Here is a 15,985-nt window from a genome sequence, read left to right as displayed (position 1 = left end):
CTGTTGTTATAGAGCAGAATTGAGTACTGTAGCGATGTCGATAGTGCATGTGGTCGCCGGGGAGGACGGCCATACCTGTTGACGGCTCGTCCCACAAGCATCCACCGCTGGCAACATGTCGGACCAGTGGCGTGCGTGCAGCATGGGCGAGGCGGCGTGCCCTCCATGTGCGGGCACGGGCAGATTCCGACACCCCCTGCATTCGGGCTGCCTGAACCCTGCTTCGATGATTAAGGGATCATCGAAGCAGGGCTTTCCGCCCTCTTGCAGGACATCATCCTGTTTGGCCAGCTTCCTCCAACTCGCCGCCGCGCTGACGTGCTGGAAAAAGCTGTCCAAATGGGACATCCTCTACTAATTCTCGCTGTTGTGGGACGTCTTCAGCTTGTAGAGCTTGATGGCGAATCGGATTTCGCTCATTTTTTCCACGGTGCGCCAGTTTTCGCCGAGTAGATGGCCAAGCCGCTGCATTCTTTGTTTGACCGTACTGACGTGGATGTGCAGGGCCTCTGCCGCCGCTGTTGGGCCGTTGTCAGTAGATGCCAGAGCCTCGAGTGTGTCCAAGAGTTCGGTGCGATGCTGCGCATCGTAGTCGAGCACTGGCCCCAGAGTTAAGGTGATGAACCGATCGATGTTGGGTTTCCCGCTCATCACCAGCCCCATGAAGCCGAGCTGCTCCATCGTTCCGGACACGCCTAATTCGAAAATTCGCTCCATCGCATCACTGCATGTCGCGGCCTCGTTGAAGATGCTGCGAACTTCTGTCACTTCGATTGTCGGCCCTGCGCCGGCAACCGAGGCGATTATTCCTCCGGCTCGTTGCACTCCGGAAGCTAATTCCTGGGAGTTCTTGTGGGCGTCTTCTCCGGGCAGTAGTGCGACCACAGCTGTGTTTTTTCCGCGCGGGAGGAGACGGCACTGTCCGGCAAGTCCGCCGCGCGATCTGGCTGCCTCGTTAACGACATATGCCAGTCGTCGTTCCTGTGCCTTCGCTCGTACAATATGAACCGTATACGGGCGACGAAGTTCAATTTTCAGCTGGGCGCCGCGGTGTATCAAACGACCTGGGGATTCGTCCCCTGTCAACAAGTCGTCGATGAAGTCATCGCGTCTGAATCCTGCCGCCCCTGCCTCGGCCTCGGCCAGCAGTAGGAGCAGAGCGACCACGACAGCGGCCCGTTCGAGAATTTCGATGTCCGGTTGTGCGGGTCCGGATGAGACTTTGAAGCACAGGACGCCGAGAAGTCTTGCTGCGGCGAGGACCGGAACGACTGCAAGTCCAGGTTCGGTGTGGGTGGTGCGTGTGGTCGTTGCCTTCAGTATCAATGATGCGAACTGATTCGAATCGGAAAAATCTCCTGCCTCGGCCAGTAGGCGTCCGTCCGGGTCGAAAACTGCCAAATCACCGCCGACAATCGTGACGATCTCGTTGACGAGATTGTCGATATTGCCGCCAGCAAGTGCCACTTGGGAAAGGGTGATGTGCGCTGTGGTTGCTCGCTCTGATTCGGTGCTTTTCTTGGCAAGTTCGCGATTTGCAGATTCCAGCGAATGAACCGCGCGCTTCATCTCCTCGGAGAGTCGAGTGCGTTCTATTGCGATCGCAGCGTGCGAAGCGAGAGACCGCAGTAGCTCCAGGTCTGAGGGTTGGTATGTGCGTTCGTCGCGATTCGCCGCTATGAGCGCCCCGAGGGTCGTCGTTCCATTTACCAAAGGGACACCAACGGTGGCGACAATTCGTTCCTTCTCCATTACGCGATCTATTTGGGGGTAGTGACTGAAGGTGTCGTCTGTAGCGTAGTTCGCGACTATCAGTGGCATGCCTGTGTCGATTATGCGGCCGGTCATGGCTTTCGCGGCCGGCACGCGCAGATCGACGAGTTCGGAACTCATACCGCCTGAAGCGGCGCCCAGGTAGGCGTATCCCTGGTCTTTATCGGCCAGCCAAAGGTACACGACATCAGCGTTGAGCAGCCGACGTGCTCGGTCTGCGATACCTCCGAGGAGCCTCTTGGGGTCCTCCTCCGAGGTAATATCGGCGACAGTATCCAGCAGGGCGCGATATTGCGCGTCTCGCGGCTTGTCTCGATCGTTGATCGCGTGGGCCAGGTCTGAAACCGCGGCCCGGAAGCCCGGATCATCTTGATGCACCGGTGCATCTGTCATAGCGGCCAGCGTTCGGGCTACGGCGCGCTCGACCTCGTTGGGCTGGTAGTTCGTCTGTGAAACTGCGCGTATGAGGCCGGCTGCCACTCGTAGGAGGTCCAGGGCACTTTCGTTGGCCCGCCGTACGGGGGAAGAGCTCGAAGAAGGATGAATTTTCATGATCGCCTCGTCGCCGCTAAGGCATTGGTCGCATGGCGCGCGGAGGGTTCCTGATTCGGCCGCACGCCGTCTTCTGAGGACCATAGTGGACGTATTTGCCGTCTGTCCAGGACATGTCGGATCACTCGGCGTGACCGTAGGCTCGAGGCTGCGCCGGGATAGGGGTCCGGCCACTCATAACTCTCTGACCGCGGACCGGCCAGAGAAGGACAATGCCAGCCGCAAATAGCTCTGTGAGGTGCACGCTTGGACACCATCGCCTGTGCGACCTTCGCTCAGTACTGGGATGACACCGTTTCGGCTCACTCGACGAGGCCGTTCCTGGTGTTCGAAGGCCCTGAACTTGATGTCGCTCAATGGACCTACGGAGAGTTCGACCAGATTGTTGATCGTACTGCTGCCGCTCTCGAGGGCGCCGGGGCACGGCGAGGGTCTGTGATTCACGTGGTGCTGAAGAACTGCCCGGGGTTCGTTGCCGTCTGGCTTGCGGCGGCACGTATCGGGGCAGTTGTTGTGTTTGCGGATCCTGCGTCTTCGTCGAGGGATATTGCGATGCAGATCCGCAGGACGAGTCCGGTGGTAACCGTGTGTGGTTCGCGGAATGCGGCGGTCTACTTGGAGGGCGTCGATCGCGCGATCATCGACGGGATTTCCGCCGCGGCGGAGATTGCCTTGATCGCTGTAGAAGAGGACGCAACCGACGTGCGTGCGGATGGCGCGTTGGTCACGTCGGGGGACTGGCTGTCCGCCGAGGGAACGCCTCGCCCTCGCCCCCACGATCGGCTTGCGGTGATGTTCACATCGGGAACTACCTCTGAGCCCAAGGGTGTGGTACTCACCCAGTGCAACTATGCGCACGTCGCGAGCGGTATGGCAAGAACGGCGGAACTGGGCCCCGAGGATCGGTGGTTGGTGACCCTTCCACTTTTTCACGCGAACGCACAATACTATTGCTTTGCTTCAGCTATCGCAGTTGGTGCGAGTGTGGCCCTGACTAGTAGCTTCTCTGCATCGAATTGGTGCCGGCAGGCGGCACGGCTTCAGGCGACGCACGCAAGTCTTTTTGCGGCCCCGATCCGGATGATCCTCGCGCGACGCCCCAAGGGTGAACCGCGATTGAACCTCAAGCACGTGTGGTTCGCTCAGAGCCTGGCATCGGGCCATTTTGAGGAGTTCGCGTCGATTGTCGGCTGCACGCCCCGTCAGTTGTATGGCATGACGGAGACGATTGCGATGGTGACAGCGGAGGGAATCGACGATGCCCGTCCTGACTTCATCGGAAGGCCGTCTGAAGCCGGACGCAGGACGGCGATAGTCGATGCGGAGTCCCTCGAGCCAGTCGACGACGGATTGCCTGGTCTGCTGCTCGTAGCAGGCACTCCGGGATGTAGCTTGTTCAAGGAGTACCTCTCGGATGCGCAGGCAACGTCGGCTGCGTTCGTCGAGCGAGACGGGCAGATTTGGTTGCGCACCGGAGACCTTGTCACTGCGGACCGCTCCGGCCGGTTGAAGTTTGTTGGGCGTATCGACGATGTGATCAAGGTGTCTGGTGAGAATGTGAGTTTGACCGAGGTGGAGGCGGCGTTGGCGCAGGCTCCGGGCGTTCTGGAGGTGGCGGTGGTGCCTCGTCCCGACCCTGTACGTGACTGTGTTCCGGTGGCGTATGTAGTGCCCCGGGACGGCTCGAATCCGCCCGATGTCGAGACGTTGAAGGTGTGGGCGTACGCCAACCTCACTCCTCAGGCATGTCCGCGAGATTGGCACTACGTGGAGGAGTTGCCGCGTACGAGCGTAGGAAAGATCAGGCGTTCACAGATCAAAGAGGCCGGGGTATAAGTTGTTGTCCCGACTCCGAAATCGTTGAATCGTGGCGATGCCCTCACTCTGAGTTCGCCGCCATGTCGGCCCCTCCGGCCGGCATGGCGGCGAGTTGCATTGGGGCGGTGTGTTCGATCGGAGTACCTGCTTGTCGACTCTGTGTGAGCCAGCTCGGATGATCAGGGCTTGTCGACGTGGGTGCCAGGAGACGGCACTGGATCCCTCTCCTTGTGTCATCTCCAGTCGACGACTTGCCCCAGCACTTCGGGACAGTTCTTCTCGAGTATCTTGATGTAGCTGGAAATATGCTCGCGCATCAATTGTTCCGATTTTTCGGAGTCGCCGGACTGGATCGCGTCGAGAATTTGGTCATGAGTAACGGCAAGTCCCTTGTTCGGAATTTTTCCACTACTCGACTCGTCGACGTAGATGTTCCTGAGCGCGTCGGCAAAAAGAAGGAGGATCGGGTCGCCGGCGAAACGCGCTACTGCAAAGTGAAAGTTTCCACTGTCGTTATCTTCCTCCCCACCAGAGTCTGGGTCGTCGATTTCCCACGGAACGCCTGACTTGACGCGTTCGCTTGCAAGCCGAGCCATAAGCGGCTCGACCTGCAGCCGAGTTCTCAGTACATCTCGCAGCGTTAGGCCGAGCAGGTGAAAGTACAGTGACGATGCATTCGCATACTGATAACTTGCAACAGGATTAACGGTTGTTCCGCTACCCGGGCCCGGCCGAATGGAGATGACACCGTACATTTCCAGAATGCGCAGCGCTTCACGAAGTGAGGGTCGACTCACTGCATACCGTTCGAGCAGCTCCGATTCCGGTGGCAACCGAGTGAGCCCTTCGGATGCAATGTCCTGCACAATCTGACCTGCGACGAGACGTGCAGTCTTGCGACCTACGACCTTCATGTCAGTCATGATAGCCCCCATGATGATGGTCACTCCGGAATGCGGGTTGCCCCAGACAGGTATGCGGGCGACAGCGTAGGAACATTCCTTACCAACCGTCCATGTGCTCCGACGAAGCGCATCTACTGGTCCATGACCGTCGGACGTGGTCGGACGATGGTAACGCATGCGTACCCGAGAGCAAAGGTAGTTCTACAGCTCCAGAGAGCCTCGCGCAGCAGAGCGGGCCGGAAGAGCGATATGCCGGTGTCGCCTTTGGCCAGCTTGGGGCAAACAGAGCGTGGAGTACCTCCCAAGTCTCGATGACGACAATAGGGACTGGCGAAGCAACCGTCGAGGGATTGCACAAAGGTGTTCTGCACGTCCGTGCCGTGCGCGTGGACCGCCGGCAAGTGTGACGCGGAGTGCACGTTGCCTTGCTGGCCCGGTTGCGAGCCCCGGACCAGGACGGACTGACCCTTGCGAGTGGCGTCTCACATGTGCGGATGCCTCAGCGGGGGGTATCGAGCGCCACCAGCCGATCACGAACAGCCCAGTTCCGACCGGCGCGCAATCGTCGACTCCACGGCGATGGGATTCGTTGGCGAGCCCGCCGAGGTGCGCACGTCGGCGCCTTGCTGGGCCGTGGTGATTCACGCACGTTTCCTCTGCGGTGCACAGCGCCTACCCGAAGCGCTCGAAGAGCCGGGGTTCGTCATCATGGGGTAGGACAGCCCCAGCGAGAGGTTGCGGTTCGCAACGCGTACCTCCGTTGCCCGGTTCTCGGCCCGGTCGAGAAGACCGTCGCTAACCCACCGCTAACCCAGTACTCCGCCCCAATCGGTTGCGCTCGGCGCCCACGATTGTCACGAGCCCTGCTTGGCGGCGCTGCACAGAGGCGCGAGCGCGTTTGGAGCCGATCCTGTCGAGCCCAAGGCCGCTTACGGCGGCTCGGGTTCAGCTGTCTACATGTTCGTGTGCCTGGCGGCGTGATGGTTGACACAGACCGAGTTCCTATAGATGATTTAGAGGGTCTCATCACGTACCGAGTCAGGAAGGATTGTGGTGCCGTGAGCAAGTACAGGGTTATCGACACCGATACTCATCTCATCGAGCCGGCGAATCTGTGGACCGATCGCCTGCCCAAGGCGTGGGGTTCGGACGTTCTGCACGTCAAGTGGGACGACAAGACCCAGTCGGATCTGTGGTTCTTCGGCGACGAGCCGCTCAAGGGCGCATGGACCTGGGCGAACTGGGGGTGGAAGCACTACAACTCCGACGTCCACGACGGCACCGGGCCGGCGCGGCTCGAGGAGGCGAACCCGGCGGCGTACGACGTCGACGCCCGGGTGGCGTTCATGGACGCGCAGGGCTTCGAGATGCAGGTGCTCTACCCCAACCTCGCCGGGTTCGACTGGAAGCCGTTCGTGCAGCATCCCAACCCGCAGCTGGCGATGGCGCACCTGGCCGCGTACAACGATTTCCAGCTCGAATGGGTGCAGAAGTACCCGGGCCGGTTCATTCCCATGATGGTGATCCCGTACTGGGATCTCGAGGCCACCCTCGCCGAGATCGAACGCCTGGCGGACGCGGGTTTCGGTGGCATCGTCACCACCGGCGCCCCGCACGAGCACGGGCAGCCGCCGCTGGGCAGCCGCAAATGGGATCCGCTGTGGAAGGCCTGCGAGGAGGCCGGGCTGTCGGTCAGTTTCCACACCGCCAGTGGCGACTTCCGGGAGCTGCTCAAGCGCAACGAAGAGGACGAGGTCACCGGCGGTGCGCTGATCGCCCGGGACGGGCCGCACATGTACCTCGCCAACGCGGTCATCGTCGGTGACCTGCTGATGTCCGGCATCCTCGCGCGGTTCCCCACGCTGCAGTTCGTCTCGGTGGAGAGCGGGATCGGCTGGGCACCGTTCGTGCTCGAAGCGCTCGACAAGCGTTTCCAGAAGAACGGGGTCTTCCGGTCCCATCCGGAGTTCGGGGACATGCTGCCCAGCGACTTCTTCAAGCGGCAGGTGTCGTTGAACTTCTGGTTCGAAGAGCTCGACGACTACCACCTCGAGACGCTCTCGCTGCGCCCGATCCTGTTCGAGACGGACTTCCCGCATCCGACCGGCTACCACCGGCCGACCCTCGAGGAGAACATCGAACTCGTCCTCGGTCGGCAACCGGAAGAGGTCCGCCGCGCCGTGCTGTGGGACAACGCGGCCCGGCTCTACGCCAAGGCCCTGGAAAAGCAGGGCGTCAACCCCCACCAGGCCGTCACCGTCTGACACCACGCCACTGCGGCAACACACCCCCGCGGCGCTCTGGGGCCCCCACCCCACACCCCAGAGCGCCGTGCCTGCTGGCACATCCATCTCCCAGCTGTGTCACCGCCAGCGCATCACCGCAAAGAGCCATTCAACGATCGCCGTCAGACGCAGGAGCGTTCGACAGTCGGGAAGGGGAGCCAGATGCATTATAGGCAAAACAAGCTACTCCACTTACTGCGTGTGGGCCAGCTTGCGATCGGATGTAGCCTCAACGAATCACGTGACCCCGGAACGATTTACGCGATGGCATCCGCGGGTGCGGATGTCGTGTTCATCGATCAGGAGCACAACCTCCGCAATTCCGAGACCGTGTTCGATCTCGTGGCGCACGCGCACGGAGCTGGAATCACCCCATTGGTCAGGCCGCCGCACATCGACTATGCGTGGATCACGCGATTGCTCGATGCCGGCTGCCAATCCCTGCTCATTCCGCATGTCCGACAGCCCTCAGAAGTGCGTGACCTGCTCGAGCTTGCGCACTACCACCCACAAGGCCGGCGTGGAGTTGCGATCGTAGGCGGTGCGAATGTCAACTATCAGGCGATAGACGATCCGGTCGAGGCGATGCGACAGGCGAACGACAACCTACTGCTTTCACTCGTAATCGAGACGCCGGAAGCGGTCGATTCCCTCGACGAGCTTCTAGTTCCCGGCATCGGAATGGCGTTGGTCGGGAACGGAGACCTGGCCCAGCTCTACGGGGTTCCCGGAACTACGAACCATCGACTCGTCGTCGAAGCGCAGGAGCAGGTCCGAAAGATGTGCGCCGAAAAAGGTATCGCGTATGGAGTGTTCCAACCGGACCCGAACGCGATTACCGATGAGATCGCGCAAGGTGCACAGTTCATTGTGCACGGCGGAGTACTTCTGTTCATCCGCCAGGCCGTACGACACTTCCGCGAGACGGCGAACAAGGCCGCCTTGGAGAGTCGAGGTGCCGGTGTGCCCGACACCGTACTTCCCATAAGCCAAGCAACATTGAGATCTTCCTAGGGTAGTCCCCATGCCAAGCGAAGTCGTCATCATCGAGGCCGTCAGAACCTCCCTCTTTCAGCAAACTGCACCCATGCCCGGCTCGCCTCCGCCGGATATGCGCCGGTTACGAGCTGAGGTAGTTTCCGGCCTACTCGAAAGAGCAAAGATCGACCATTCATACATCACATCGGTTATCGAAGTCACCGAGCGCCGAACACACCACTGCCGACGAGCGCCCAACAACTTGCGGCCCCACGGCAACCGTAGGATTATCCGCGTCCGGTCCTCCATTGCTGCGGTTCAACACGCACAGAGTCTCGTTCAGCGAAAACCCGAGACAGTGGCTGTGATCAGCGGCGTCTCTGCTGGATGGGGCACGACGTCCGAGGCAGTCCTTGATAGGTCGCAAACGGTGCCACAACTTTGCCGAGAGCAGGTGGCGAATCGATGGGGAATCACTCGCGATGACCAATGGGACTATGCCTTGAATTCTGTTCAGCGCGCGGACGAGTGCGCTCGATCCGGAGACTTCCTGCGAGAGACCATTGGGCAAGACACCGTGCCGATGCTGGGAAGCTCCGGGCACATTGCCGGCCAACGTACCCGACGCTCGAACACGGTAGCCGGTAGTCGATTGATCGAGCCGACACCTATGCGATGCATGTCCGAGTATTCCTATGCCGCGCCGGCACAAGACAACCCTATGCCGAATGATGCGTGCGGTGCTGTAGCGCTGTTGATTATGACTGCTGAGCGCGCTGACGAGTTGGGTGTCCACCCTCGGGCTCGGCTTGTCGGAGTTGAAACTCCGAGGGAAGCAAAATTGCCGGGTGATCCTGCAGCAGGATTTCATAGTGTGCGCGCCTTCCTCCATTCGAACGAACTCACGGTCGACCGAATCGACCACTTCGAAGTTCCCGAGACGGGGGCTGTCTCGCCGCTGATGTGGTTGAGGGAATTCGGTGTAAGTCCCTACATGCTCAACCCTCGCGGCGGCGCGCTCGCATTCGGTCTGTTGGGTGCGGCGGAGGAACTGCGCTGCTTGGCCACGATGATCACAGCGCTTAAGGACACCGGCGGAGCGTATGGCCTGGTGGCTTCGTCCAGATTGGAAGGGCCCGGAACGCTACTCATCGAGTGCCTGCACAACGTGTGACACAGATGCCGTACCGGAGTATCGATAACACGCGCGTCCAATGAACGCGGAGGCCGTGAAGCCGCGGGTAGCAGAATTCTCTCCAGAATCTGGCTCAGTGTGCGCTCGGTACGCGGTCTGGTGCTTGCGGCTCCGCGCCAATCCAGTCGGCCTTCTCCTGAAACATGTAATGAGAGAGAGCTCAAGTGAAAGCCATAGTCATCGACCATAACTCGGGCGGATCGATTACGTTCGCGCACCTTCCCGAGCCAACGCTGAAGCCAGGCCAGGTGAGGATCCGGGTGCACGCCGCATCCGTGAATCGTGCGGATTTGCTCCAGCGGAACGGCGCCTATCATTCGACCACCAGCGCCCCAGCGCTGCAGCCCCTCGGTTTGGATGTTGCCGGGGAAATCATCGAGGTCTCGTCGGATGTGGGCGGTTTCGTTCCGGGAGACCGAGTAATGACGATGGTGGGTGGCGGGTACGCAGAGCAGGTGGTCGTAGACGCCTCGATGCTACTTTCACTTCCGAGAAACTGGTCGTACGTCGAAGGCGCCGCCGCAGTAGTCGGCTTCATGACGTCACACAACGCGTTGATCACTGCGGCGCGCATGGCCAGTGGTGAGACAGTGTGCGTTCATGCCGCCACCTCGGCTGTCGGTCTTCAATCCGTCCAACTCGCCAGATACCTGGGAGCCTCCCAGATCATCGGAACCTCGCGGTCAGGACGCGGCAGAGACCTGCTGAAACGCGTCGGGGTAGACGAACTGGTCGATACCAGCGTCAGCGACTTCGCATCCAGGGCTTTGGAGGTCACTCGGGGGCAGGGACTCGATGTAATTCTCGACTACGTCGGGGGTGGCCTGCTTCCCGATAACGTGGCAGCCGCAGCGATTCAGGGGAGGATCATCGGGATCGGTAGACTCGGCGGCTCCGAAGGGACGCTGGATATGGAGGCACTGGCGTTCAAACGTCTGGAAATAGTCGGAGTCACTTTCCGTACCAGATCCGCAGCTGAAAAGTCTGACGTAGTTCAAGCGCTATGCAGAGATATTCCCACATTCCGGCCCGACACGGTTGATAATCAGGCTCCCGAAGAGTTGAGGCCCATAATTTATCGGGCGTTACCCTGGTCCCGTATCGATTTCGCACACGAGCTCATGGAAGAGAATAAAGCCTTAGGCAAGCTCGTGCTCGAGGTGGAACAGTGACCCGCATGGCCGCGAAAGTCATGAATATTTGCGATATCGCCCCTTACAGCCCGATAGCCGGCATGACCGGGCGGGGGATCCTCGGCGAGAACCTGCAGCTGACATACGTGCTTTTCGACCCGGGCACGGAGGTCCCGATCCACACGCATCCGCAAGAACAGATCGGAATGCTCTTGCGGGGCGAGGCCACGCTGCTGGTCGAGGGGGAGCAGCGCCAACTGACTGGACTATCCGGATACGTAATCCCGAGTGGCGTTGAGCACGGATTACGGGTCGGCTCCGAGGGAGCAATATTTGTGGAAGGGTTTCACCCGCTGCGTCAGGACTACGTGGACTTCGACCGTGGAGTTACCGGCGTGCCGTTCCAATGAAACGGTGCCAATGGCGCAGGAGGGCCGACTGTGCCTTGGCGACAGTAACGCTACCGATCGCATGCCGTCGCCGCGCCACCTGCGTTGGAAGAACCGCAAAGAAGTGAAGTAGTCCAAGTTCATTCAAGGAGCAGATCATGGTATCGAAAATATTCATTACGCCGGTGTCTTGGGCGTTGGCTGTCGCAGTAGTCCTTGTCGACAAAGCGCTGTCAACCGCTGTGCACGACGCTCCCGATTTCGACGATAGATATTGAGTCTGAAATGCTCTGAGAGCCAGACGCTTGCAGCTGAGCCCTCCGCGCCTGGTCACCGTCGCTCTGCCCCGGGTGGTGGCACGTCGACCAAACGGCGATCCGAGGGTCGGGCCTGTTGATTCGGTCGGCTCCGACCTGGTGAGGTGGGTATCGAGCTAGCGCGGACCGGTGGCGTGCTGGCTCGGGCAATGAACGACTCCTAGATGGCTGGTGTTTTTCGCGTGGCGTTGCCGCGCTGATCGAGGCGGCTCGAGCAGAATGAAGGGGTGAGTCTGGGTAGGGTGTCCGGTCAGTCGAGTCTGCTCCGCTCGACGGTGGAGTATTGCCAGGACCGGGTGGGAAAGGACTCGATTTACGGTGTACTGCACCGGGAATGCTTCCGGTTGTTCCCGGATGAGATGTTCGCCGACCTGTTCACCGATGTCGGGCGTCGTAGCGTGCCGCCGATGATCGTGGCGGTGGTGATGGTGTTGCAACGACTCGAGGGCCTGTCCGATCGTGAGGCGGTCGATCGGTTCGCGTTCGATGCTCGGTGGAAGTACGCCGCAGGTGGATTGGACTTCGACTATCCAGGATTCGTGCACACGGTGCTGGTGGACATGCGGGCCAGGTTGGCCCGTTCGACTCGGCCGAACAGGGTCTTCGAGGCGGTGCTCGAGGTGGCCCACCAGGCCGGGGTGATCGGCCGCAAGCGGGTGCTGGACTCGACTCCGCTGTACGACGCGGTCGCCACGATGGACACGATCACGCTGGTCCGTTCGGCGATTCGAGGGCTGCTCGCGGCCGTCGATGCAAACCTGGCGCAGCAGCTGCGAGCGGTACTCACCAGCGGTGACGACTACGCCAGTGCCGCCAAACCGTCCATCGACTGGGACGACGAGGCAGCCCGCGCACAGTTGATCGACTCCCGGGCCTGCGACGGTCTGGCCGTGTTGGCGTATCTCGACGGCCGCGAACTCGACGACTCGGTCGAGCGGGCCTCGACGCTGCTGGCCACCGTGCTGGGTCAGGACCTCGCTGCCGACGACGACGGGGTGTTCCGAATCGTGCGCAGGGTCGCCGCCGACCGGGTCATCTCCACCGTCGATCCGCAGTCTCGCCACGGCCACAAGACCCGGGCCCGCGGTTTCGACGGTTACAAGGGTCACATCGCCATCGATCCCGACAGTGAAATCATCACCGCGACCGAGGTCACACCGGGCAACGGCGGCGACGCGGAGTTCGCGGCGGGCCTGCTTGCCGACATCCTGCCTTCCGAAGCCGAAGCCGAAGCCGAAGCCGAAGCCGAAGCCGAAGCCGAAGCCGAAGCCGAAGCCGAAGCCGAAGCCGAAGCCGAAGCCGAAGCCGAGACGCGTGTCTTCGGTGACGCGGCATACGGTGCCGGAGAGTTGTTGAAATGTTTGGACGACAATGGGATTCACAACGGAGTGAAGGTGCAGCCGTCACCTGCGGTGAAGGGCCATTTCTCCAAGGACCGGTTCGGAATCGACCTCGACGCGATGTCGGTGACCTGCCCGGCCGGGGAGACCGTGCCGATCCGGCCCCGGGCCGGCACCCGCGTGGCCGGGGCGGCCTCGTTCGGTGCCGCCTGCATCCGGTGCCCGTTGCGAGCGCAGTGCACCTCGGCCTCCGACGGCCGCACCATCACAGTCGGCCCACACGAGAAGCACTTGGCCACAGCACGTATCCGGCAACAGGATCCGCTCTGGAAAACCGAGTACCGGGCCACCCGACCCAAAGTCGAACGCAAGATCGGTCATCTCATGCGTCGCCGCCACGGCGGTCGTCGAGTACGTGTCCGGGGCACCACGAAGATCGCCGCTGACTTCGGTCTGCTCGCTGCAGCGGTCAACCTCGCTCGTCTGGCCACCTTCGGAATCACCCACCGGGCAGGACAGTGGACCGTGGCCATCGCCTGATCCGGACGACGGGCCGGTTCTGCTCCTCGTTGCGGTCATGACGCACACCCGTGGACGAGTGCTGACGCCGTCACCCGGGCATCACACCGACCATCGGCGGTCATCCTGCCCGGCGAAGGTGAGCGATCCGGCGCCTCGAGGCGCCGTTCGACACCAGCCATCTAGGCCGGCCATCGGGTTCGGTGGTTGTTCGACCGGGCTGTCGGTCGCGCTCTATGTACATTCAACCTACGGTGTGGCGGTTTGCGGACGAGAAGGTGGAATCCGTGCGCTCCTGTGCGGTTAACGGCCATCTTGATGTGGAATCTTGCCCACATTCGGTGAAGGCAATGGGCGTCGTTGGCCAGCACTGACATCGGTGGTTGAGGATCGTGCGGGTGCGCTGCAGACGGCGGGATGGATACGTCCCCGCATTTGGAGAGTGTCGATGTTTTCGACGTCCGGTGGGTTGGCGCGACCATCCGCGTCGAGGCTCTGCCGCGGGGTGAGCGGGCGGTATGCCCGCGTTGTGACGACAGAAGCGCGTCGAGTGCATTCTCGATATCGTCGCGAGCGTGCCGATACCGCAATCGGCGGGTATCCGGTTCGGATCGACATTGGGGATCCGGGGATTCTTCTGCCATACCCTCGACTGCGCCACAAAGGTCTTCGCTGAGCAGATCCCCTCAGTTTTACGTAGTCGTTGAGCCGACGCACCCCGCATCGGCGGCCATGATCGAGGTCCCTAGGTCTGCACGGGCCGGTGCCCGGCTCGCGGACCAGCTCTGAGGGCACGGTGGGTCGCGCCAGCGTGCTGCGGGAAGTACGTGCGATCCCCGACGGGCCCATCGACCAGGTCCCGGTCCTGGGTATCGATGACTTCGCGCTCCGTCGAGGCCACGGCTCGTCCGCCGCGCCAAGGGCACGGTCGCGACGTGGCTGCGAGAGCGTCTGGGGGTAAGGTCGTGTGCCGGGATCGGGCTGGAGCGTACGCTGACAGCACCGGTACCGGTCCTCCCGAGGCCGTCCAAGTCGCCGATCGCTGGCACTTGTGGCGTGACCTGGTCGGTGCGGTGAAGAAGACGGTGGTCCGCCACCGCGCCGACCTGAACGCACCGACCGGCACCCTCACCGTCGACCGGAGCGAGACGGCACCGGCCCGCCCGTTGGACAGACGACCGGAGTGATCGAGGGCTGCATTGCCACCCGCACCAGCGAACGTCACTTCGCTGTACACGAGTTGCTCGCCCAGAGACGGACGATTATTCGACATTCCCCGCATCCTGGGCCTGGATTGCAGGAGGATCTGCTTTCCGCCCGCGCTCCCGATGCGCACGACCTGGTCGCCAATGTGCGCACGGGCCGCAGCTGTTTTACCGCGAAGGCGGTGTGAGTGTGTTTCGGTCGCCTCGCTCGTACGGCAGGATCCTCGTGCGTATCGCCGCCAGGTGCCTTTGAACCTCGTGAGGTCATTCATCTTGATGTGGGACCACCGGCTTGAGGGGCTGGGCGTACGGATTGCGCCTTCTGTCCAGAGATCAGGAGGCGCAGTCGCTCGGAAAAAGGTCGTCCCTAATGTGAGTCGGCACTAGGGACGACCTTTTCGCGCTCGTCATTGGCAGGGGGCAGTGAGAGCGCGGTGTCGCCTGGCGAGGTGACACTCCGGACCGCCCGCGACGGCTGCAGGATCCGAGCGTGCAGACATCTGTCGCAAATACCTGGGCGGGTGCCAAAAGCGTACCGCCGTCCTCCCCGGCAGCGGCCTTTTGGCCGGTTTGATTATAGCAGATTGCGTTTGTACCCAACGTATTTGCTGATTCGGTTGGGTCCTTCGGTGGACCGTTGCCTGGGTTTGGGATGGCCACCTCGCGGGCTCGACGCGATGTGAAGACCCCGTGCTGGTAGTTGATGGATCGCTGGCACCAGAGAAATAGAGCGTTGCCCGCACCCAGCGCCGCACAGTGCCTTTTCGGCGTTCATCGAGGCCTGGATGAACGCCGACAACGGCCGCTGCCGCAAACCAGGCTGGCAGTGGTCCCGAGGCGCGAGCCAAGTTCGGTCCGGACCGGCCGATCCGGTTCGGGACCGAGTCTCGGCTTCTTGCCTGGACCAAAGGTGGCCCTGCTGAGACTAGATGGTCCAGGGCTTGCCGTAGGTGGTCACGTTGTCGCCGTTCGCGGTGATGGCGCGAACGAACGGACGGACCTGGACGGCGCCGATGACGCCGGAGGCGGTGCCGTGAACGTTGGAGACCTGCACGGACTTGAAGTCACCGTCGAACTCGCCCTCGGCGACGACGAGTTCCTCGATGCCCGGAGCCGGGGTCAGCTCGAGCTCGGCGTAGCCCTGCGGGAGGATGTCGGTCACGGTGGCGGTCGCACCGTCGCCGCCGACCTCCAGCTCGAGCTGCGGCGTGGAGTAGGTGACGCCGATGGCGCCGTCGATGCTGCCGGCCCACGCGAACTGGTAGCCGAACTGGAACGTGGTGCCCTCGGCGTCGGCAGCGGACTCACCGACGAGGTTCGCGGTGCCGCGGCCGTTGTGGAAGAACTCGCGGTTGAACGGGCTGCCACCCAGGGCCGGAACACCCTGGATGAAGGTGTCCTCCTGGGTCACCACGACCTCGTAGCCGTCCGTGGAGACGATCCGGTTCTGATCGTCGACCGCAGCCTGCGCGGAGCCGGTCGCACCGAGGACCAGGCCCAGGACGGCGGCACCGGACACCGCGGCGTTACGTGCGGCCTTGAAGCCACGCGACTTGATTCCCATGATTTCTCCGTA

Annotated in this window: 10 protein-coding genes; 7 read left to right on the top strand and 3 right to left on the bottom strand. The window is 61.9% G+C overall.

Annotated features, from left to right (window positions below; translation table 11 throughout):
- Positions 1-354: 354 nt before the first annotated feature.
- Positions 355-2,166 (bottom strand): GAF domain-containing protein, encoded by a 1,812-nt coding sequence (locus HFP48_RS24155; RefSeq protein ID WP_168580176.1) that lies wholly within the window; start codon positions 2,164-2,166, stop codon positions 355-357.
- 405 nt (positions 2,167-2,571) lie between these two features.
- Here HFP48_RS24155 and HFP48_RS24150 point away from each other — a divergent pair, with 405 nt between their 5' ends.
- Positions 2,572-4,161 carry an AMP-binding protein gene (locus HFP48_RS24150; RefSeq protein ID WP_168580175.1) on the top strand — a complete coding sequence of 530 codons (1,590 nt, stop codon included), beginning with the start codon at positions 2,572-2,574 and terminating at the stop codon, positions 4,159-4,161.
- A gap of 215 nt (positions 4,162-4,376) precedes the next feature.
- Here the strand turns inward: HFP48_RS24150 and HFP48_RS24145 are convergent, their stop codons facing one another.
- Complete coding sequence (locus HFP48_RS24145; protein ID WP_246872471.1) at positions 4,377-5,090, bottom strand: FCD domain-containing protein; 714 nt, start codon at positions 5,088-5,090, stop codon at positions 4,377-4,379.
- Between the two features lie 1,016 nt (positions 5,091-6,106).
- On the opposite strand from HFP48_RS24145, the gene HFP48_RS24140 reads away from it, so the two are divergent.
- From HFP48_RS24140 to HFP48_RS24115, 6 genes are all read left to right on the top strand, one after another.
- Entirely contained in the window at positions 6,107-7,312 is a 1,206-nt protein-coding gene (locus tag HFP48_RS24140) for an amidohydrolase family protein (RefSeq protein ID WP_168580174.1), read from the top strand.
- Positions 7,313-7,534: 222 nt separating this feature from the next.
- Complete coding sequence (locus HFP48_RS24135; protein WP_246872470.1) at positions 7,535-8,347, top strand: aldolase/citrate lyase family protein; 813 nt, start codon at positions 7,535-7,537, stop codon at positions 8,345-8,347.
- 643 nt (positions 8,348-8,990) lie between these two features.
- Entirely contained in the window at positions 8,991-9,485 is a 495-nt protein-coding gene (locus tag HFP48_RS24130; RefSeq protein ID WP_168580173.1) for a hypothetical protein, read from the top strand.
- Positions 9,486-9,670: 185 nt separating this feature from the next.
- On the top strand, positions 9,671-10,678 hold the full coding sequence (locus HFP48_RS24125; RefSeq protein ID WP_246872469.1) for a zinc-binding dehydrogenase: 1,008 nt from the start codon (positions 9,671-9,673) through the stop codon (positions 10,676-10,678).
- A 5-nt stretch (positions 10,679-10,683) separates the two neighbouring features.
- Positions 10,684-11,049 carry a cupin domain-containing protein gene (locus tag HFP48_RS24120; protein WP_168580172.1) on the top strand — a complete coding sequence of 122 codons (366 nt, stop codon included), beginning with the start codon at positions 10,684-10,686 and terminating at the stop codon, positions 11,047-11,049.
- A gap of 523 nt (positions 11,050-11,572) precedes the next feature.
- Positions 11,573-13,225, top strand: coding sequence for a transposase (locus tag HFP48_RS24115; protein ID WP_168580171.1), 1,653 nt, complete (start codon positions 11,573-11,575; stop codon positions 13,223-13,225).
- Between the two features lie 2,109 nt (positions 13,226-15,334).
- On the opposite strand, the gene HFP48_RS24110 is transcribed toward HFP48_RS24115, so the two are convergent.
- Positions 15,335-15,973: an MspA family porin gene (locus HFP48_RS24110; protein WP_168580170.1), complete on the bottom strand. Its 639-nt coding sequence runs from the start codon at positions 15,971-15,973 to the stop codon at positions 15,335-15,337.
- Positions 15,974-15,985: the final 12 nt, after the last annotated feature.

The sequence above is a fragment of the Rhodococcus sp. DMU1 genome, assembly GCF_012272955.1.
GTDB lineage: Bacteria > Actinomycetota > Actinomycetes > Mycobacteriales > Mycobacteriaceae > Rhodococcus > Rhodococcus aetherivorans.
The sequence above is the reverse complement of the archived record's forward strand: the minus strand, read 5'-3'. Positions and strand labels throughout refer to the sequence as shown.

What these genes read in the sequence shown, in the direction of transcription:
- HFP48_RS24155 (WP_168580176.1), bottom strand. Translation starts at nt 2,166, where the DNA reads ATGACAGATGCACCGGTGCATCAAGATGATCCGGGCTTCCGGGCCGCG.
- HFP48_RS24130 (WP_168580173.1), top strand. Translation starts at nt 8,991, where the DNA reads ATGTCCGAGTATTCCTATGCCGCGCCGGCACAAGACAACCCTATGCCG.
- HFP48_RS24120 (WP_168580172.1), top strand. Translation starts at nt 10,684, where the DNA reads ATGGCCGCGAAAGTCATGAATATTTGCGATATCGCCCCTTACAGCCCG.
- HFP48_RS24110 (WP_168580170.1), bottom strand. Translation starts at nt 15,973, where the DNA reads ATGGGAATCAAGTCGCGTGGCTTCAAGGCCGCACGTAACGCCGCGGTG.